Source organism: Rhizobium sp. 01N48, from assembly GCF_056399145.1.
This window is the reverse complement of record NZ_JBFTQT010000001.1, coordinates 732,393-752,228: the sequence shown is the minus strand read 5'-3', so window position 1 is coordinate 752,228 and position 19,836 is coordinate 732,393. Positions and strand designations below refer to the sequence as shown.

14 protein-coding genes are annotated in these 19,836 nt (G+C 63.8%); 7 read left to right on the top strand and 7 right to left on the bottom strand.

What is annotated here, in order from left to right:
- Positions 1 to 208: 208 nt before the first annotated feature.
- Positions 209 to 2,809 carry a cell cycle histidine kinase CckA gene (gene cckA / locus AC1DOG_RS03795; RefSeq protein WP_477926870.1) on the bottom strand — a complete coding sequence of 867 codons (2,601 nt, stop codon included), beginning with the start codon at positions 2,807 to 2,809 and terminating at the stop codon, positions 209 to 211.
- 284 nt (positions 2,810 to 3,093) lie between these two features.
- Between cckA and AC1DOG_RS03790 the strand changes: the two genes are divergently transcribed.
- Entirely contained in the window at positions 3,094 to 4,194 is a 1,101-nt protein-coding gene (locus tag AC1DOG_RS03790) for a flagellar biosynthetic protein FliO (RefSeq protein WP_477926869.1), read from the top strand.
- An 89-nt stretch (positions 4,195 to 4,283) separates the two neighbouring features.
- On the opposite strand, the gene dksA is transcribed toward AC1DOG_RS03790, so the two are convergent.
- Positions 4,284 to 4,703: an RNA polymerase-binding protein DksA gene (gene dksA / locus AC1DOG_RS03785; protein ID WP_018900535.1), complete on the bottom strand. Its 420-nt coding sequence runs from the start codon at positions 4,701 to 4,703 to the stop codon at positions 4,284 to 4,286.
- 274 nt (positions 4,704 to 4,977) lie between these two features.
- On the opposite strand from dksA, the gene AC1DOG_RS03780 reads away from it, so the two are divergent.
- The 4 genes from AC1DOG_RS03780 (at position 4,978) to AC1DOG_RS03765 (ending at position 8,864) form a co-directional block, all read left to right on the top strand.
- Positions 4,978 to 5,475, top strand: a complete 498-nt coding sequence (locus AC1DOG_RS03780; protein ID WP_018900536.1) for a SixA phosphatase family protein — start codon at positions 4,978 to 4,980, stop codon at positions 5,473 to 5,475.
- A gap of 72 nt (positions 5,476 to 5,547) precedes the next feature.
- Positions 5,548 to 7,023, top strand: a complete 1,476-nt coding sequence (locus AC1DOG_RS03775) for a YcjX family GTP-binding protein (RefSeq protein ID WP_477926868.1) — start codon at positions 5,548 to 5,550, stop codon at positions 7,021 to 7,023.
- Positions 7,020 to 8,111 (top strand): YcjF family protein, encoded by a 1,092-nt coding sequence (locus AC1DOG_RS03770; RefSeq protein WP_477926867.1) that lies wholly within the window; start codon positions 7,020 to 7,022, stop codon positions 8,109 to 8,111. The genes AC1DOG_RS03775 and AC1DOG_RS03770 overlap by 4 nt, the downstream gene beginning before the upstream one ends.
- Positions 8,112 to 8,315: 204 nt before the next feature.
- Entirely contained in the window at positions 8,316 to 8,864 is a 549-nt protein-coding gene (locus AC1DOG_RS03765; RefSeq protein WP_113199968.1) for a hypothetical protein, read from the top strand.
- A gap of 56 nt (positions 8,865 to 8,920) precedes the next feature.
- Here AC1DOG_RS03765 and folK read toward each other — a convergent pair whose 3' ends face one another.
- From folK to folP, 3 genes are read right to left on the bottom strand one after another with little or no spacing between them, the layout of a single operon-like run.
- The gene (folK, locus tag AC1DOG_RS03760; RefSeq protein ID WP_477926866.1) at positions 8,921 to 9,430 is read right to left on the bottom strand and encodes a 2-amino-4-hydroxy-6-hydroxymethyldihydropteridine diphosphokinase; all 510 of its coding nucleotides are present in this window, start codon (positions 9,428 to 9,430) and stop codon (positions 8,921 to 8,923) included.
- Between the two features lies 1 nt (position 9,431).
- Positions 9,432 to 9,800: a dihydroneopterin aldolase gene (gene folB, locus AC1DOG_RS03755; protein WP_018900541.1), complete on the bottom strand. Its 369-nt coding sequence runs from the start codon at positions 9,798 to 9,800 to the stop codon at positions 9,432 to 9,434.
- Positions 9,797 to 10,669, bottom strand: a complete 873-nt coding sequence (gene folP / locus AC1DOG_RS03750) for a dihydropteroate synthase (RefSeq protein ID WP_477926865.1) — start codon at positions 10,667 to 10,669, stop codon at positions 9,797 to 9,799. Before folP ends, folB begins: the two co-directional genes overlap by 4 nt.
- A gap of 93 nt (positions 10,670 to 10,762) precedes the next feature.
- On the opposite strand from folP, the gene AC1DOG_RS03745 reads away from it, so the two are divergent.
- Entirely contained in the window at positions 10,763 to 11,389 is a 627-nt protein-coding gene (locus tag AC1DOG_RS03745) for a DUF922 domain-containing Zn-dependent protease (protein WP_112941636.1), read from the top strand.
- A gap of 315 nt (positions 11,390 to 11,704) precedes the next feature.
- Here the strand turns inward: AC1DOG_RS03745 and AC1DOG_RS03740 are convergent, their stop codons facing one another.
- The gene (locus AC1DOG_RS03740) at positions 11,705 to 12,025 is read right to left on the bottom strand and encodes a 2Fe-2S iron-sulfur cluster-binding protein (protein WP_018900544.1); all 321 of its coding nucleotides are present in this window, start codon (positions 12,023 to 12,025) and stop codon (positions 11,705 to 11,707) included.
- A 214-nt stretch (positions 12,026 to 12,239) separates the two neighbouring features.
- Positions 12,240 to 12,608 (bottom strand): Hpt domain-containing protein, encoded by a 369-nt coding sequence (locus tag AC1DOG_RS03735; RefSeq protein ID WP_018900545.1) that lies wholly within the window; start codon positions 12,606 to 12,608, stop codon positions 12,240 to 12,242.
- Positions 12,609 to 13,070: 462 nt separating this feature from the next.
- Between AC1DOG_RS03735 and AC1DOG_RS03730 the strand changes: the two genes are divergently transcribed.
- Positions 13,071 to 19,796 carry an apolipoprotein A-IV repeat region-like domain-containing protein gene (locus AC1DOG_RS03730; RefSeq protein WP_477926864.1) on the top strand — a complete coding sequence of 2,242 codons (6,726 nt, stop codon included), beginning with the start codon at positions 13,071 to 13,073 and terminating at the stop codon, positions 19,794 to 19,796.
- Positions 19,797 to 19,836 lie beyond the last annotated feature (40 nt).

The following is a 19,836-nucleotide window of genomic DNA, read 5'->3' as shown; positions in this document are numbered from 1 at the left end:
GCCCTGGCGACTGTTCGGGTTCGATGGAACGACGGACCTGGCCCCGGCTCTGACGCGGGCTTTAACGCCCAAGGGGGTAGCGGGCTCCGGTCCGTCACCGCAGGGAGGAGCTAGATCCGATGCGGCAATCGTCAAGTTACAAGGGGGTCTCACACGGCAAGCCCTATAGAGTGCGTTCACCGCACACGCCAAACGGCCCCGCCTCACCTCAGCCCTCAAGCGTCTCCTTGACCACCACAGCCAGCTGCTTCAGCGAGAACGGCTTCGGCAGGAAGCCGAACTTGGACTCTGGCGGCAGGTTGCGGGCAAACGCGTCCTCGGCATAGCCCGAGACGAAGATGAACTTCAGATCCGGATATTTCTTGCGCAGTTCGCGCAACAGCGACGGCCCGTCCATTTCAGGCATGACGACGTCGGAGACGACGATATCCACCTTGCCATCGAGCTCGTCCATGATGTCGAGCGCTTCCACACCCGATCCCGCTTCGTGAACCGTGTAGCCGCGCGTCTCCAGCATGCGCTTGCCGCCGCGACGCACCGCCTCCTCATCCTCGACGAGCAGGATGACGGCCGAACCCGTCAGGTCTTCCGGCTGCTCCGGCTTGGTGGGCGACAGCGCGACGACGTTGTCTGCGCTCGGCGTGACCGCATCGGCCTCGGCGGCGATCGCCGGTTCGACGATGTGGCGTGGCAGGAAGACGCGGAAGGTCGTGCCCTTGCCGACTTCCGATTCCGGCTGGATGTAGCCGCCGGATTGCTTGACGATGCCATAGACCATCGCAAGCCCGAGACCCGTGCCCTTGCCCACCTCCTTGGTGGTGAAGAAGGGCTCGAAGATCTTGTCCATGATTTCAGGCGCGATGCCGGTGCCGTTGTCCGACACCTCGACCAGAACCATGTCCTCGTGCGGCATGTAGGAGTAATTGAACGCGGCGACTTCGGCGGCCGTCGCGTTCTTCGTGCGCACGGTGAGCTTGCCGCCCTCGGGCATCGCGTCGCGCGCATTGACGCAAAGGTTGATCAGCACCTGCTCGAACTGCGACAGGTCGGTTTTCACGGGCCAGAGATCGCGCCCATATTCGACGTCGAGCTTGACGTTGGTGCCCGACAGCAGCCGGTCGACCAGCATTCTCAAGTCGCCGACGACATCGGTGAGATTGAGCACGCTCGGCCGCATCGTCTGCTTGCGCGAGAAGGCGAGCAGCTGACGCACCAGCACGGCCGCGCGGTTGGCGTTGCGCTTGATTTCCATCAGATCCGCGAAACCCGGATCGGCCGGCCGCGCCTGCAGCAGCAGATGGTCGGAGGAGAGCAGGATGGCGGTCAAGACGTTGTTGAAGTCGTGCGCGATACCGCCGGCGAGCGTGCCCACGGCGTTCATCTTCTGCGTCTGCGCCATCTGCGCCTCGAGCGCCTTCTGCTCGGTCACCTCGACGGCGTAGACGATCGCTGCCTCTTCAGGCGCTTCGTCGCTCTGGTCGATCACGGCATTCACGTAGAAGCGGAAATGCCTGTTGTCGTCGGCCTGCGTCTTGGAATCGAGCGGTGGAATATCGCTCTGCCGGTCCTTGGCGGCGGCAAGCGCCCCCTGCAGCCTCGGCTTGTCGACATCCTGCACGATGGTTTCGAACAGCGCGCCGTTCTCGACGTCATCGCGCGACACGATGCCGGAGAAGAGTTTCAGGAACGGCGCATTGGTCCTGAGGATGCGGCCGTCGCCATCGACGGAGGCGATCGCCATCGGCGTATTGTTGAAGAAGCGCGTGAAACGCATCGATGCAGCCGACGCCGACTGATCGCCAGCCGTGCTGTCGCGGCGCGTTAGAACGATCGAGCGGCTTTCGCCGGGCGCGCCGTCGCGCATCGAGGTAACGCTGTGAACGATCTGCACCGGAACGCCCTGGCCGTTCGATTTCTTCAGGTCGAGATCGAGCGTAACCGTCTTCTGCAGACCGGGATCGGCCTGCACGGACTGGATCAGCGCCAGCCCCTCGCCGGCCACCATGTCGCCGATCGTCATCGAGCCGGGAATGAACTTGGTGAGGTCAATCCCCAGCCACTCGGCAAGCGTCGCGTTGAGATAGAAGATTTCGCCCTTGCGGCCCGCCGAAAAGAAGCCGGCAGGCGCGTGGTCGAGATAGTCGATGGCGTTCTGCAGCTCCTTGAAGAACCGCTCCTGGTCGTCGCGCTCCGATGTGATGTCGCTGATCTGCCAGATATGCAGTGGCCGGCCGCCGCTTTCCTCGCTCTGCAGGATACGCGCCTTCAGCCGGTACCAATGAGCGCCCGATCCGTTCGGCGATGGCCCCAGCGCGCGCAGCAGCCGGAACTCCTCGCGTCCCTCGCGGCCCTCGCGCAGCCCGTTGGATAGCCGGTAGAGCGCCTCGTTGGATTCGCGGTGGCGCGACAGAAGCGCTTCCAGCGTCTGCACCTCTGTCGGCTTGCGGGCGCCGGTCAGCGCGCCGTAAGCGGCATTGGCGTAGACGATCCGGCCTTTTTCGTCGGTGATCAGCGATCCGTCGGGATGGCTGTTGAGAAAGGCACGGGCAAGGCTGTCGGACTGGCGCTGCGGCATCACTTCGATGAAGCCGATGATCGACGACACCAGGAAGAAGATGCCGACCATGGCCAGCACGCCGAGAACGCCGAGCACCATCTCGTTGTCGAGCGAGGTCTTGAACACCACGAAGGCGGCGGCGACGCCGATCAGCACCAGCGCCAGAAGCAGGATACGCACGGCGGTTCCCGCGCGCCCTCCACGGTCCACGAGCGGTTCGCTAAAATTGTCGGCCTGACGGGATTTCGTCATGTACTTCCTCGCATTGCCCGCCGGCCTTCATTCGTGACTAACATACGAAGCAGGAATCAGGCGCCTCTTCCTTCTTAGCAATTTGCTGCCCCGCCAAAAACACCACACTCCATGAAGAGTGATTGAATTCACAAGCTACAGCGCCAGTTTTGCCGTTAAATGTAGATTGAGACGTTCCACAGACATTGCGTCGCACCTTTCGGTGACTGGACAAGCCGCCTCCCCCTTGTCTAGGAAGCTTAAAAGTCGTCATGTGGTTGAACGCCGCAAAGGAGTACGTGACTATGTTCGATGGCATCATGGAATCTTATGGCAGCCGCTTCATCATTGCCGCGGGCGGCGTGGCCATCGCCCTGCTGCTGCTCGTCGCGGTCCTCTGGATCATGCGCAACCGGGCATCCTCGCCCTTCGTTCGCGGCGGCCGCAACCGTCAGCCCCGTCTTCAGGTTCTCGACGCCGCCGCCGTCGACGCCCGCCGCCGCCTCGTGCTGGTGCGTCGCGACGATGTCGAACATCTGATCATGATCGGCGGACCATCCGATATCGTCATCGAAAGCCGCATCCTGCCGGATGGGCAGGTCGAGACCATTAGCGAGCCGGCACGCCCGGAAGCACCACAGCCGGCCGCCCCCAGCGAGCGGCCCGCGGAGCCCGTGATGACAGCAGCCGTGGTTGAACCAGAGCCCCCGGTCATCGTCCCGCCCGCACCGCGCCCGGCCCCGACGCGTGGCCTGTCGCCGATCGAAGAGTTCGCACCGAGCGCCGAGCGCCTGGACACCCCACCGATCGCACCGCCACCTGCACCACAGCATCAGGTCTTCGAGCCCGAGATCGAACCCGCTCCGCGCCCCGTCCCCGTGCCAGTCGCGCCGGTATCGATCACGCCAGCACCCGTCGCACCGCGCCCGCAGCCTCCGGTATTCTCGCGGCCGGAGCCTGCGCCGATCGAAACGGCCGAAGCCGTCGATATCCTCGATTCGGCGCGCCAGCGCGTCCTGACGCCGCAGAGGATCGAGCCACAGGTGATGAGCCCGCCCACGCCGCCGCAGCGCGTCGATCTCTATCCGCCGGCACCGCAAGCGCCAACGCCGCAGCCGGCCGCGTTCCAACCCGTCGCTCGCCCGGCCCCATCGGCCCAGCCCAGCGATTTCCAGCGTGTTCTGGAAGAGGAAATGACGAGCAATCTGGCGGCTGAGCGCCCAATGGCAGCGCATAATGCGCCGATGCACAATGCACCGCCGGTGCAGAACGCGCCTGCTCGCCCCGCGCCTTCCAACATGCCGCGCCGCGATCCCGAGATGGCCCCGATCACAGGCGCCGACGCCGCCCTTCAAAACGAGGTGGCTCGCATCTTCGGCGAAATGAGCGTCAACCGCGACAAATGATCGGTGGCGGCAACAGCCGCCCCTTTCATGCAAACAAAAAAGGCACCGCGCGATGGCGGTGCCTTTTTTAGTTTGTGATGTAACCGGGATTATTCGTCCCGGTAGACTTTTTCACGACGCTCGTGGCGTTCTTGCGCTTCGATGGACAGCGTTGCGATCGGGCGGGCGTCGAGACGCTTGAGGCCGATCGGTTCACCGGTTTCCTCGCAATAGCCGTAAGTGCCTTCCTCAATACGCTGCAGTGCGGCGTCGATCTTGGATATCAGCTTTCTCTGGCGGTCACGGGCGCGCAGCTCAATGGCTCTGTCCGTCTCGGACGACGCCCTGTCGGCGAGATCCGGATGGTTTGCGCTTTCCTCGGCAAGATGCTCGAGGGTTTCGCGCGCCTCTCTGAGGATGTCGTTCTTCCAGGCAATCAGCTTCGCCCTGAAATAGGCGCGCTGGTTACCGTTCATGAACTCTTCCTCTTCCGAGGGCACGTATTTGCTAAGATCGATCTTCTCACTCAACGCGATTCTCCTGAAGAACATCTCATCTGGCGGCTGTATATCCCGACCACGGCGTTCGATTCAAGCCCAATCCGCTAGGTAAACACATTTTTAAATCTGTCACAATTTTGAGCTAACAGGCTATTTTTACGTCACTATTTTTCAAAGCCACCGTTTCAGCTTGCCAGCTGAAGTAGCAGCGCCCGTGCAACTTGCCCACTGGATTCTGTGCGCCGGTTGACGAAGACACCGGGCTGGCGCTACTGAAATAGATCAATCGACCGGGGACTTTCCGATGACCGCAATCGTGCCGCCGCCTTCCCGGATTTATCTTCTGAGACACGCCGAAGCGGCATTTCCCGCCCCCGGCCAGAGCGATTTCGACCGCCCGCTGAGCGAGCGCGGTTATGCCGCAGCCGAGATCCTGGCCGAGAACGCGGCCGACAAAAGCTACAAGCCGGATCTCGTCGTCAGCTCCACCGCCATACGCTGCCGCCAGACGGCGGACGCCGTGCACCGCGCGATGGGCGAAAACCTCGATGTCCGCTTCGTCGACGCGCTTTATAACGCCACGCCCGAAATCTATCTCGATATCCTCGGCGCGCAGCAGGATATGGGCGCCGTCATGCTCGTCGGCCATAATCCCGTCATCGAGCAGACGCTCGAAGCGTTGATCGGCCACCAGCTGCTGGCGCAGGCACTCCCGAACGGCTTTCCGCCCGGCGGTCTGGCGGTGCTCGATTTCGACCAGGGCCGCAACAACTGGCGCCTGATCGACTTCATGATCGACTGACAGGCGCGGAACCTTCTTTTTCTTCGGCGTGCCGGTTCCTATATGGCGTCTACCAGCAATCGGAATTTCGCCTTGCCGCCAAGCATGACATCCTTCACCGACGACGCGCGCATCGCCTTCGACACCCTGTCGGACCGCGCCTCCGGCCTCGTCAACCCGACGATCCGCCTCGGCGTCACCGGCTTGTCGCGGGCGGGCAAGACGGTTTTCATCTCCTCGCTGGTCCATAACCTGCTGCATGGCGGCCGCCTGCCCCTGTTTGAGGCCGTCCAGTCGGGCCGCGTCTCCGCTGTCCGGCTCGAAGAGCAGCCCGACGACAGCGTGCCGCGCTTCCAGTATGAGGATCACATCAAGGCGTTGGTGAAAGACCGGATCTGGCCCGATTCCACGCGCGCCATCTCAGAGCTTCGGCTGACAATCGATTACCAAAGCGCCAGCGGGTGGAGCCGCTTTTTCTCGCCAGGCAGGCTCTCGATCGACATCGTCGATTATCCCGGCGAGTGGCTGCTCGACCTGCCGCTGCTGGCCAAGGACTACCGCACTTTCAGCGAAGAGACGATCGCACTGGCCCGCACAGGCATCCGCACGGAACTCTCCAGGCCATGGCTGGCATTGACCGACGATTGCGACATCGCCGCCCCTGCGGACGAAATGCGCGCCCGCGAACTCGCCACCGCCTTCGCCGATTATCTCAAGGCCTGCAAGGCCGACGAGCGTTCCCTCTCGACGCTCCCACCCGGCCGTTTCCTTCTCCCCGGCGATCTCGACGGCTCGCCGGCGCTGACCTTCGCGCCGCTGGTGGTGCCGCCGACGGGCAAGCCCGAAAAGGGATCGCTCTGGGCGATGATGGAGCGGCGCTACGAGGCCTACAAGTCCGTGGTCGTCAAGCCGTTCTTCCGCGAGCACTTCTCCCGCATCGACCGCCAGATCGTCCTTGTCGATGCGCTGCAGGCGATCAATCGCGGCCCCGAGGCCGTGCAGGACCTGGAGCGCGCACTGACGGACGTGCTCGCCTGCTTCCGCCCGGGCACCAATTCACTGCTGTCGTCGCTGCTCGGCCGCCGGATCGACCGCGTTCTCGTCGCCGCCACCAAGGCCGACCACCTGCATCACGAAAGCCACCACCGCCTCGACGCCCTGACGCGCCGCCTTGTCGATCGCGCCATCCAGCGCATCGGCATGGCCGGCGCCGGCATCGATGTCATGGCACTCGCCTCGGTTCGGGCAACACGCGAGGCGACCGTCAAGCGCGACGGTCATGAGCTGCCCGTCATCGTCGGCACGCCGATCGAGGGCGAAACGATATCGGGCGAAACCTTCGACGGCATCAGGAAGACCGCGATCTTCCCAGGCGACTTGCTCGAAGACCCCTCCGCCCTCTTTGCAAGCATCGAATCGGGCGACGAGAATGTGCAATTGCCAGACGTGAACGTCGTCCGCTTTCGCCCGCCGAGCCTTGAGGAGACCGGCGGCGGCATCAAGCTGTCGGTGCCGCATATCCGGCTCGACCGGGCCATGCAGTTTCTGTTCGGAGATCGCCTAGCATGATCAAGCCGCCCACCGACCAGCCCCCGCGCCGCACGCCCGCCGCCTTCGCCTATGAGGACGAGCGTGAGCAGCCGGAGACCAAAGCCGGCCGACCGACGGCAGAGCCCCGCAAGCCAGCAGCCTTCTCGGGCGAGATCACGCTGACATCGGACGAGGACGATCCCTTCATCAATCCGGACAAGGACCTCCCGGCCCTGCCCGTCGCCCAGCCCCGAAAACGTGGCACCTCCTTCGGCAAGATCGCTCTCGGTGCTTTTGGTGTGTTGTTCTCGCTCGCCTTCGGGCTCTGGACCGACAGCCTGATCCGCAACCTATTCAGCCGCGCCGATTGGCTCGGCTACACCGCGCTTGCCGCCGTCGGCATCGGCATCCTGGCTGTCATCGCGATGGTCGTCAGGGAGACTGCTGGCATGATGCGACTGGCCGCCGTACAGACCATCAAGTCCGAGGCGGAAGCGGCGATCTTGGAGACCAAGCCCGCCAAGGCGCGTGCGCTCGTCAAGAGCCTGGAGCATCTGCTATCCAACAAGCCGGAGACCGCGCGCGGCCGGGCCACGCTGAAGGCCGCCGAGACCGATATCATCGACGCCCCGCATCTGGTGGCGCTCGCAGAGCGCGAACTGCTTGCGCCGCTTGACCGGCAAGCCCGTAGCCTCATCCTCAACGCCTCAAAACGAGTCTCAGTGGTCACCGCCGTCAGCCCCCGCGCCATCGTCGACCTGCTCTACGTTCTCTACGAGGCCGCCAAGCTCATCCGCGCCATGGCCGATCTCTACGGCGGCCGGCCCGGCACATTCGGCATGCTGCGGCTGATGCGCGACGTTCTCGCCCATCTCGCCGTCACCGGCTCGATCGCCGTCGGCGACAGCCTCGTCCAGCAGGTTCTCGGCCACGGCCTGGCATCCAGGCTCTCTGCACGGTTGGGAGAAGGTGTGATCAACGGCCTGATGACCGCCCGCATCGGCATTGCCGCCATGGACCTTTGCCGCCCGCTGGCGTTCCGCGCCCTGAAGCGTCCGGGAATCGGTGACTTCATCGGCGATCTCACGCCATCGATGACGAAGAGTGACGGCAACGGGCGGAATTGAGCCGGGACCCGTAAACCATTCGTTCCAAACGGTCGACTTCAGGAATCCGATGCGATTCAACAACTTACGCGACACAGGCCGGCGCGCGTCCGGCACCGAAAACCCCGCAGACGCGCCGTTTTCGACCCATTGGAAACCAAGCATTAACCATTTTTCGGCAAAACTTGGCACCAGTTAAGCGATATGGTTCGCCAAGGAAAATCCATGTACTCGCGCAAGTTTCTCTACCTCTTCGGTCTCGCGGCAATCGCCCTGTCGCCTTTTGCCGAAACGGCTCCAGCAGCCACCGCCGCCACGCGTGACAAGGCATTCTTCGAATCTGTCGCAGGCTCGTGGAAAGGTCCGGGCGAAATCGTCGCCGGCAAGTACAAGGGCACCAAGTTCACCTGCAACCTGATCGGCGAACCCGTCACCGACGGCACCGGCGTCAAGCTCGACGGCAGCTGCCGCGTCGGCGTCTTCAAGCAGCCGATGAGCGCACTGATCACCCAGTCTGGCAATAGCTACAAGGGCAAGTTCCTCGACGGCGCCGCCGGCAAGGGTCTCGACGTCGTCTCCGGCACCGTCACGGAAGACACCGTCGTGGTCGGCCTCAACCGCGCCAAGCTCAACGGCGCGATGATCGCCCGCGTCCGCGACGACAAGACAATGAACGTCACGGTTTCGGTCAAGGTCGAAAGCCAGATGATCCCCGTGATCGGCCTGACGCTGTCGCGCCAGGTCGACGAAATAACCGTCGGCTCGGTCGAATAATCGATAGAGACAAGTGAAGCATACGATGAAGCGGCCAAATGGTCGCTTCTTTCGTTTCAGGCGTCACGCCACCAATCCATGCTCTGATCGGCGACCTCGATCCCCTGAATATCGGCGCGAGCAAGCCAGTCGCGCACCGCGACACCCTTGACGACAAGGTCGGCCGCGAAGTCGGCAAGCGGCATCAGCACGAAGCCGCGATCGGTCATCCGGGGATGCGGAAGCTCCAGCCGCGGCGCATCCTGGCTGATATCGTTGTAGGTCAGCACATCGATATCGAGCGTGCGCGGCCCCCAGTGCTCGATACGCTCCCGCTTCATGCCGCGCTCTATGTCGAGACAGACATCGAGCAGTGCTTCCGGCTGAAGCGACGTCGACACTTCGGCGCAGCAATTGAAAAAGAAGGACTGGTCCGTCTTGCCCCATGGCGGCGTACGGAAGAGCCGGGAGACAGCGACCACGCGACAATCCGCCCGCGCATCCAGCGCCTTCAGCGCCTGCGCCATGGAGTGGACGGGATCGCCGATATTGCCGCCAAGCCCGAGCGTGGCGGCCTCAAAAGCCATGTCAGACAAAATGTTCGACGCTCACCTGGACGAAATCAAGCACGCCTGGAACCGGCGCGTTCGGCTTGCGCACGGTAATTTTCGCCCGCTTGATCTGCGGGAATTTCTGACAGAGCCCCTTGGCGATATCGAGCGCCAGCGCCTCGATCAGATAACGTCGCTTGCCGGTGACGATCTCCTCGATGACGGTGAAGGCAATCCCGTAATTGACGGTATCGTCGATCGAATCCGTCTCCAGCGCGGTGCCGGTCACGACATCGAGCTCGGCATCGACGAAGAAACGCTGCCCCAGAAACTCCTCTTCGTCGTGAACGCCGTGGCGGGCGAAGAAGGCGCAGTTCTGCAAGGTGATGGTGTAGGTGGTGCTCATAACGTGCCCTTCCGCTCGAATGCGTCGCGTGCCTTCAGCATAGCATCAGTCACGGCAAGTGCGTCCCTGTTGATTGCGACATCGTGTACGCGAAAAATCGCGGCGCCCTTCAGTCTCAAAAGCACGCTGGTGGCCGCCGTGCCGGCATCGCGATCGGCCGCCTCGCGGCCCGTGACCGCACCGACGAAGCGCTTGCGCGAGGTGCCGGCCAGGATCGGAAAGCCAAGACGCTGAAGCTCGTCGCAACGCGCCATCAGTTCGAGGTTCTCGTCCGTGTCCTTGGCGAAGCCGAAGCCGGGGTCGAGAACGACGCGGTCGCGCGCCACGCCAGCGCGCCCGGCGATCTCCAAGGACCGCTCAAGAAACAGAAACTGATCGGCGACGACATCATCAAGCTTGTCGCGGTCGCGACCGGTATGCATCACGCAGAGCCCCGCGCCGGTCTTCGCGGCGATATCGGCGATATCGGGCTCCTTCTGCAGCCCGAAGATATCGTTGACGATATGCGCACCGGCCTCAACAGCCAGGCGGGCGGTCTCGGCGCGATAGGTATCGATGGAAATCAGTGCCTCGGTCTTGTCGCGCAGCGCCTCGATAACCGGCAGCACCCGTGCCTGCTCTTCTTGGGCGTCAACATTCGCGGCATCCGGTCGCGTGGACTCGCCGCCGATGTCGATAATGCCGGCACCGTCCTCGACAACCTTGAGGGCATGCGCCACGGCCTTGTCGACGCTGTCATAGCGACCACCGTCGGAGAAAGAGTCCGGCGTCGCGTTGACGATCGCCATGATAACCGCGGTCGAGCCAAGCTCAATCTCGCGGTCATGCCCGACGCGCCAGATACTGCTGCCAAGCTTTGCCACCTGCATTCATCCTATCGATCGAAAAAACAGCGTCATCATATTGCGCTAGCGGTGGCTATGCCCCAAGCTCCCGCAAACTTCAACATGAGTATTTGCAGAATGCCGTCCGTGTCGCGTTATATGCCGCTCCTCCTCGCCATTTCCGTCTCGCTGTCCGCTGGCTATCCCGCAAGCGCCGCCGTGGTGGCCACCAAGAGCTATTCCTATTTCAACATCAAGGGCAAAACCGCCGACGAACTGGACGAGCAGCTGAGCACACGCGGCCCGACGGCCAACGGCTCGTCTGCCCGCCATCCCGGCGCTACCAAGATCCGCTTCGGCGGCGACGCCACCTATGTCGAGGAAAACGGCCGCTGCCGCGTCAGCACCGCGCGCGTCACCGTGCACACGCAGATCATCCTGCCGCGCTGGAACAATCGTCGCGGCGCCAGCCCTGAGTTGTCGATGATCTGGGACACGCTGTCGAGCGACATCAAGCGGCATGAGGAACGCCATGCCGAGATCGCCCGAACCCAGGCGCGCAACATGGAACGCAAGATCATGGCGCTCCCGCCGCAGCCCAATTGCGAAGCCATGCAGGAGTTGGTGACGGAGGTATCGACACGTGGGATCGCCGAGCACGACAGGCTGCAGGCACGATTCGATCAGGTAGAGGCCGTGAACTTCCAGAAGCGCATGCTGCGCCTCCTCAATAACCGCCTGAAACCATCGGACGGCGAAAAGTAGCTGATTCTCGGGCGGAAATCGACGGCCGGACCTTAGCCGCGCAATGAAAATTGTGCGAAACCGGCACGGCCCCAGCCAATGAATGGTAATTTCTCACCATAGATTTGTGAAACACAACGCGCTAATATTCAGTCATTCGAAAGTTCAGGTCCGTTAGCCGGGACTTTCGTTTTCTGGGTTCTCCTGGCGCGTTGCGAAGCCGCGGTCGATCCTCCCTTGGCCGTAGGTAATGCGCCTACCTCGCCTCGCTCGTCACATCGGCAAGCGAGGCTTTTTTTGGCCGGTTCATCCTCGGGAGGATAATGCCTGGGAGAATTAGGCCTGGCGCTCCGGCACATGCACGGTCAGCCCGTCCAGCGCCGCCTTCATGCGGATCTGACAGGAGAGACGCGAGGTCGGGCGGACGTCGAAGGCGAAATCGAGCATGTCTTCTTCCATCGCTTCGGGCGGACCGACGCGCTCGGTCCACTCCTCGTCGACGTAGACATGACAGGTCGCGCAAGCGCAGGCGCCACCACATTCGGCTTCGATGCCCGGCACGGAGTTGCGCACGGCGTTTTCCATGACGGTCGATCCCTGATCGACATCAAGATCGAAGCGCGTACCGTCGAAAGCGACAATGGTCAGTTTGGGCATGGTGTTTTCCGGTGATCATCAATGGGATGGGTTTGGATTTTTACTTCCAACAATTACGCGAGGCAGTCAACAACGACCGCCCTTGCCTCTTCATTCCAGATTTGGAAGCGACACGCTTGTCAGATTGCGCCACGCCAAGAGCAATAAAAAGACCCGCTGCTCCGCAATGGAGCAACGGGTCCCATGATCGAACACCTGATGGCGTCATTACCGCCTAGCGGCAAAGTTTCAGGATGAAATTCTCCGCCTCGATGACGGCGACGCCGACGGCGGCCATGTTCGAGGCATCGCCGCAATTGCCTTCGAGCGCTTCGGCGGCATCGCGTACGCGGAAGGCGCCGACGGCGCTTGCCGCACCCTTGAGCTTGTGGGCGGCTGCGACGATCGCCTTGCCGTCGCCGGAAGACATGTCGTGCAGGCAGGCGCGCGCCTGGCGCGCGAACATCTGCAGGACTTCAAGTTCAAGCGCCTTGTCGCCCATCGTCTGGTTGGCCAGGTGAACAAGGTCGACCGGCCGCTGTTGCGAGGGAACCTGTCCCTTGCCATGATCTGGCGCCGCGAACGCAATACTGACTGCTGCCATATGCCAATTCTCCCGTCTTAGGTCCCGCCGTGTGAATGATGTTGCGGGGGCGCAGTGCCAATCGCGTTAAATTCGGGCGCAATCAGGGCGAATTTCTCGTCATATGGTTAACATCAGTCAAACACTTCTAACACATTGGATTTCAAGGCCGCGCCGGCGTTAATCCGGGTTAATCAAGCGTTAATAACTCGGCATTTGACCGAAGGCGTTAATTGTCTAGCAGGTCCGGATGTGTCACTACGATACGACTGGGAGAGCTGGGTTGTGGAAGCCTTTGCTCGCCAAGTGGATAATGGTAATGTTTTGATACCGTAAGTGTGCGAAAGCAGCTATCCACTCTGAAATGACATACTTATCCGCTCTACGAATTTTGGGCGGACAGGTTCAGAGGCAAGGTTTGTTCGGGTGACGCGGAAACCCGGATGCGTGTAGACCGGCTGAGATGTAACGAGGCGTAACGGAATGGCGAACAACAAGTACAACGAATCGATCGAGGACAAGGCGTTCAAGGCGCTGGATGAAGCCCTGCAGATCGACTTCGAGGACGATGAAGCGCCGTCTCCACAAGTCAGGAAGCAAGACGCCTCGGAGGCAAAAGTGTCCGAAAAGCCAACTGTCCGCAATCAGCGTAAAGACGATGCCAAGCAGCAGCGCGCCGCTACACCCCGCTCCCCCGAGCAGGGATCGCGCGCGCCGGCCTTTGCCGCCAACGACGGCAGCCGGGTCAGCCCCGCTTCGCTCTTGAAATCGCTCGACAACGGCTCCGCCCGTCCGGCGCTGCGTAACGCCACGCTTGTTTCACTTCTGTGGATCGTCGGCGGCCTCGGCCTGATGTCGCTCCTCTATTCGCCGCAGATCTGGCAGATCCGCTCGATTTCCGACCTCGTCGCCCTGCCCGGCGTGATCGCCGGTCTCGTCGGCATCATCATCCCGGTTCTCCTGTTCTACGCCTTCGCCATTATGATGGCGCGCGCCCAGGACATGCGAAACGCCGCCCGCTCTATGGCGGAAGTGGCGTTGCGCCTCTCCGAGCCGGAAACCATCGCGTCGGAACGCATCATGACCGTCGGCCAGGCCGTGCGTCGTGAAGTCTCCGCCATGAACGAAGGCATCGAGCGCACCATCGCCCGGGCCTCCGAGCTCGAAACCCTCGTCCACTCCGAAGTCAACGCGCTGGAGCGCAGCTACGCCGACAACGAACTGCGCGTGCGCGGTCTCGTCCATGAACTCGGCTCCGAGCGCGAGGCGATCGTCAATCACGCCGAGCGCATCCGCACCTCGATCGTCGGCGTTCACGACCAGCTGCGCGAAGACCTGTCGCTGGCCACCGAAGAAATCGCCGTGCGCCTGGCGACCTCGGGCGAAGCCTTCGCCTCGATGATCGACACGCGAGCCGCCACGATCACCGAGAAGTCGGAATCCGCCATCCAGTCGCTCGGCACCCTGCTCGCCGCCAAGACCGATTCGCTGCTGCAGACGCTGACCTCCTCCGGTTTCGCGCTCGCCAACGAGTTCGATAACCGCCTGGATTCGCTGACGTCTAGCCTGAGCGACCACGGCAACACCATTCTCAGCCAGTTCGAGACGCGTGCGTCCACCATGGACAGCAACGCCGAGAAGCTGAACGCGGCACTCAACGACCGTGCCCGCCAGCTGAACGAGATCCTGATCGCGCGCACCCGCGATATCAACGAGAGCCTGACCGGCGGCGAACGCACCATCACCAGCACGCTCGACGACGTTCTCGCCAAGCTGAACAGCACGCTCGACGAGCGCGGCACCAGCTTCCGCCACAGCCTGCAGTCCAGCGTCGATGACACCATCATGGACCTCGACCTGCGTTCCGGCTTCTTCGACGAGCGCCTGCAGGCAACCGTCGCCCAGCTGTCCACCTCCTTCGACGAACGTGTCGCCGAATTCGCCAACGCCTTCGACAAGCGCGCCGGCACGCTCGACACCAAGCTGATGGAGAGCCTGAACCGCATCAACGACACGCTGACCGGCGGCTCGGACTCGCTGAACGGCATCCTGAGCTCCAGCATCGAGCGCATCGGCTCGTCGTTGACCGACCAGTCCTTCGCGCTGACGACGGCGCTTTCGACCGGCCAGGAAGTGCTGGAAAGCACGCTTTCGGGCAAGGTCGACGAAGTCGCGAGCGCGATTGGCGCCCGCACTGCCGAAATGACCTCGGCGCTCAGCCACGCCACGTCCGAAATCTCGCTGGCGCTTGCCTCCGGCACTTCTGAGCTCCATAACAACCTGTCGGCCCGAGCCACCGAATTCCGAGACACCCTGCTGTCGACGACGTCGGATCTGAGCTCGGCGGTTTCGGCCGGTACCGACCAGATCACCTCGGCCTTCGGACGCGCCGATGAGCTGAACACCACGATCTCCAAGCGCGCTGAGGATATCACCCAGGCGCTGGATTCCGCCCATGAGCGCATCGACGACGTCATGTCGGCACGCAGCGGCGTCTTCCTCGGCGCCCTGTCCGACAGCCAGTCGCGCTTCGAAAACACCCTTGCAAGCCGCTCGGAAGCGATCATCGAAGCCGTCACCGGCAGCCATGACCGCCTCGCCGATACGCTCGACGACAAGGCCATGACGCTCGCGATCTCGCTCAACGAAAGCCAGAGCCGCTTCGAGGAGACGCTTGGCTCGCAGGTCGATGCCATCGCCGGCTCCATCGCCTCCGGCCATGATCGCCTTGCCGAAACGCTCGACGACCGCGCCATGGCGCTCGCCATCTCGCTTAATGAAAGCCACAGCCGCATCGAGGACACGCTCGGCTCGCATGCCGGCGCCATCTCGCAGTCGCTGGCAGCAGGCGAACGCAAGCTTGCCGACGCCATCGCCGAACGCAGCGCCGCCTTCAACGCCTCGATGAACGAGGGCCGCAGCCTGATCGAGACCGCGCTAGACACCCGCGCGGAAGCGATCTCGCAATCGCTCGCCGCCGGCCAGGAGAAGCTGACCGAGGCGATCGACGACCGCGCCATGGCATTCGCCATCTCGCTCGACGACAGCCAGGGCCGCCTCGCCGATACGCTGGCGCACCACGCCGATGGTATCGCGGCCTCGCTTTCCAGCGGTCACGACCGCATCAGCGAAGCGCTGGAAGACAAGTCGATGGGCCTCGCGATTGCGCTCAACGAAGGCCACTCGCGCCTCGAAGACACGCTCGGCCGCCATGCCGGCAACATCGCGACCTCTCTCGCCAGCGGCCACGACCGGATCAACGAAGCCTTGGACGACAAGGCCATGGGTCTCGCGATCGCCCTTAATGAAGGTCATTCGCGCCTCGAGGACACGCTCGGCCACCACGCCGAAAGCATTGCGAACTCGCTCGTCAGCGGCCACGACCGCATCGAAAGCACGCTGTCGCAGAACGCCAAGTCGATCAACGACACGGTTGCCGACGTCCACGACCGCCTCGCCGACACGCTCGCCGAAAAGTCCATGGCGCTCGCCATCTCGCTCGGCGACAGCCAGAGTCGCTTCGACGAGGTTCTGGATGCCCGCACCAATGCGCTGATCGATAGCGTCGCCGGAGCCGAAGCCCGCGTCGCCGGCGCCTTCACCGACAAGGCCCAGGAAATCCGCGGTGCCTACACCGAAAACCAGCAGCGCCTGGAACGCACGCTCGCCGAACACGCCTCCTCGATCTCCAACACCATCACCGATGGCACCGACCGCATCGAAGGTGGCCTGACCTCGGCTGCCGACCGCTTCGAGGCGCTGACCGGCAATGCCACGACCAAGCTGGAAGACGGCCTCGTTTCGGCACATGCCCGCATCCGCGCAACGCTCGACGACCGTACCCAGGCGATCAACCTGACGCTCAACGAAGCGCATAACCAGATCGGCGAAACGCTTGCCGACCAGGCGACCACCATCGGCGCCTCGATCGCCGCAAGCGTCAGCATGCTCGAAATGTCGCTGGAAGATCGCGAAGCCTCGATCCGCCAGGCGATCGACAACAGCGCCCAGTCGCTCGAAGACCGCCTGCGCGACAGCACTGGCAACATCGCCGGTCGCTTCCAGACCGCGGCCGACGAAATCTCGCGCTCGACCGAGAGCTTCGCCTCGCACCTCGACCAGTCGATCGAAGGCATGACCGGCCGCTTCGCCGACACCGGCTCGCGCGTCGAAGCCGGCCTCGCGGCGCTCGAAAACCGCATCCGCGACGGCGTTGGCGGTGTTGCCCAGCAAGTCGATGCCGCGGGCGAACGCCTGACCGGCACGCTGAGCGATGGCATTTCCAGGCTCGGCGCTCTCAGCGACGAGACGTCCGGCCGCATCGCATCCGCCGTCGATGACAGCATCGCCAAGTTCTCCGAGACGATTGATGGCCGCACCAGCCACCTCGCCTCCGAGATCGACAGCCGCGCCGCCAGCCTGACTGACGGTATCGATGCCCGCACCGCAGGCATCGGCGAAGCCATGGACCGTGGCACCGCCAAGATCGACGAGCGCCTGTCCACCATGGACCGCGCGCTCAACGTCGGCCTCGACGCTGTCAATCGCACCATCGAAGGCAAGGCCGCCGGCCTCGCCGCCTCGCTGCGCAGCGCGGTTGCCGACACCACGCAGGGCATGGACGAGGAAGCCACGCGCGCCGCGGCCTCCCTCAGCCAGACCGGCCAGCAGTTCGCCGAGGGCCTCGACGCCAAGAGCAGCGATTTCGCACGTTCGATGGGCGAGCGCTCCGAGCAGATCGTCGGTCGCGTCTCCGAGGCGCAGAACCGCCTCGCCGGCCAGGCCGCAGCCGTCGCCCAAACCTTCTCCGAAGCAGGCAACGCCATCATCAACAAGGTGGCCGAGGCCGAAACGCTCGTCAGCGGCCAGGTCGGCGCCATCTCCAAGGCACTGAACGACGCGCAGAACACCTTCGCCAGCCACGGCACGGATATCCGCACGACGATCGCAAGCGCCAGCGAAGAGATCGCCTCCACCATGGCCGATGTCGACCGCGCGCTCGAAGCCCGCGGCAATGCGATCCGCAGCGGTCTTGAAGAGCGCTCGCGCGAACTCGATGGCACGCTCAACACGGTTGAGCAGGCGCTCGAAGCACGCGGCAGCTCCATCCGCGCCGCCCTCGACGACCGCACCCGCGAGCTGAACTCCATGCTAGCAGGCCGCACGACCGAGCTGTCGCGCATTCTCGACGAGACCGCGCGCCCGATGATCGATCGCTACGCGCAGACCGGCCGCGAGGCCGCAGCGCAGATCACGTCTGCCGGCGAACAGAGTGCGGCACAGATCACCGCTGCCAGCGAGCAGAGTGCCGCACAGCTCACGGCGGCGAGCGACCAGAGCGCCGAGCGCCTGCGCGCCGAAAACACCGCTTTGATCGACGCGATCAACGCCCGTACCGAGCGCGCCACCTCGGCCGTCGATGCGATCGAAAACAGCCTGCTCTCCAACGTCAACCGCCTGATCGACCGCCTGTCCGACAACAGCATGGTCATGGGCCAGATGATGACCCGCGCGGCCGAAGAGCTGGGCGCCGTGGATAGCCGCCTCGGCGACACCACCTCGCGCTTCACCGACTCGGCCTCCAAGGCGGCTGAGATGGTCGCAGCCTCGACCCGCCTTCTCGAAGGCAAGGTCGATCGCCTCTCCGACATCTCCGGCCAGACGCTTTCGCAGGTCGGCAGCATTATCGGCCGCTTCGACGAGCACTCCAAGGTTCTGACGCAGGCCTCCAGCCTGCTCGGCGCCGCCCAGTCCAACCTCGTCTCGACGCTGGAAGATCGCGAATCCGCGCTGCAGACGCTGTCGGTCGGCCTCGTCCAGCGCTCGGAAGACATCGAAAAGACGATGCGTGCCCTCGGCAGCATGGTCGACTCGGCCTTCGATCGCGCCGAACAGCGCTCGAACCAGGTCAGCCATAACCTGCGCCAGGGCGTCCAGTCCTCCTTCGCCGATATCAGCACCACGCTCTCGGATGCCGAAAAGCGCGCTGCGGAAGCCGCCGAAGCGATGCGCAGCAGCGTCAGCAAGGCCAGCGAAGACGTCAACGCGACGCTCGACACTACGCTTGGCAATGCCGAGCGCCGCTCCGGCGAACTCGCCAACCGCGTCCGCGGCGGCCTAACGGCGTCGCTGTCCGAGGTTGAACGGATGATGGGCGACGCTGGTCGCCTGTCGGATGGCGCGGCACAGCAGATGCGTGAATCGCTGCGCGAAGCCGTCGACGAAGCCGTCGCCCGCTTCTCCGGCGCCACCGAGGAAATCCGCCGCTCCGCCGGCGATATCCGCAAGGAACTGGACATGACGCGCAGCGAGCTGAAGCGCGGCGCGTTCGACCTGCCCGAGGAAGCCAAGGAGAGCGCCGCCGCCATGCGCCGCGCCGTCTCCGAGCAAATCAAGGCGCTGCAGGACATCTCGCACATCGTCGGCCGCTCGACGCAGCAGCTCGAAGTCTCCGAGCCTGCCGCCCGCACGCTGGCCCAGCCACAGCAGCCACAACCTGCCCCGCGCCAGGCGCCAGTGCAGCCCGCGATCCAGCAGCAGCCGCAACCGGCTCCCGTTCCGGCCCCGGCCCCCGCGCCGATTTCGACTCCGGCTGCTGCTGCCATTCCGCCCTCCTCGATCGAAGGCTTCGGCCTGCGCGGTTCGCTCGGCACTGCGGCGGCAACGCCGGCAACGCCGCAGCGCGCTCCTGCCGTGACCCAGGCGCCTGCCGCTTCGCCGGCATCCGGCGGCTGGATCAGCGACCTGCTGCGCGGTGCATCGCGCGACGAGAGTGCAGAAGAAGCAGTTGCGCGCCAGCCGACACCCCGCGTAGAGGCACCGGCTCCCCAGGCACCGCGCGCCGGCGACAACCGCAATCCGCGCCACGTGGTGGAATCGCTGAACTCGCTCTCCGTCGATATCGCCCGCGCCATCGACCACGATGCCTCGGTCGATCTGTGGCGCCGTTATCAGCGCGGCGAACGCGACGTCTTCACGCGCCGCCTCTACACGCTGAAGGGCCAGCAGACCTTCGACGAGATCAAGCACAAGTATGACCGCGAGCCGGAATTCCGCACCGCCGTCAACCGCTACATCGCGGACTTCGAAAAGCTGCTCGCCGACGTCGCCCGCACCGACCGCGACCGGACGATCACCCAGTCCTACCTGACCTCCGACACCGGCAAGGTCTACACCATGCTCGCCCACGCGGCAGGCCGCCTGAACTAAGGCGGAACGAGAGACACTAAAAAAAGGCCGCATCGGAAAC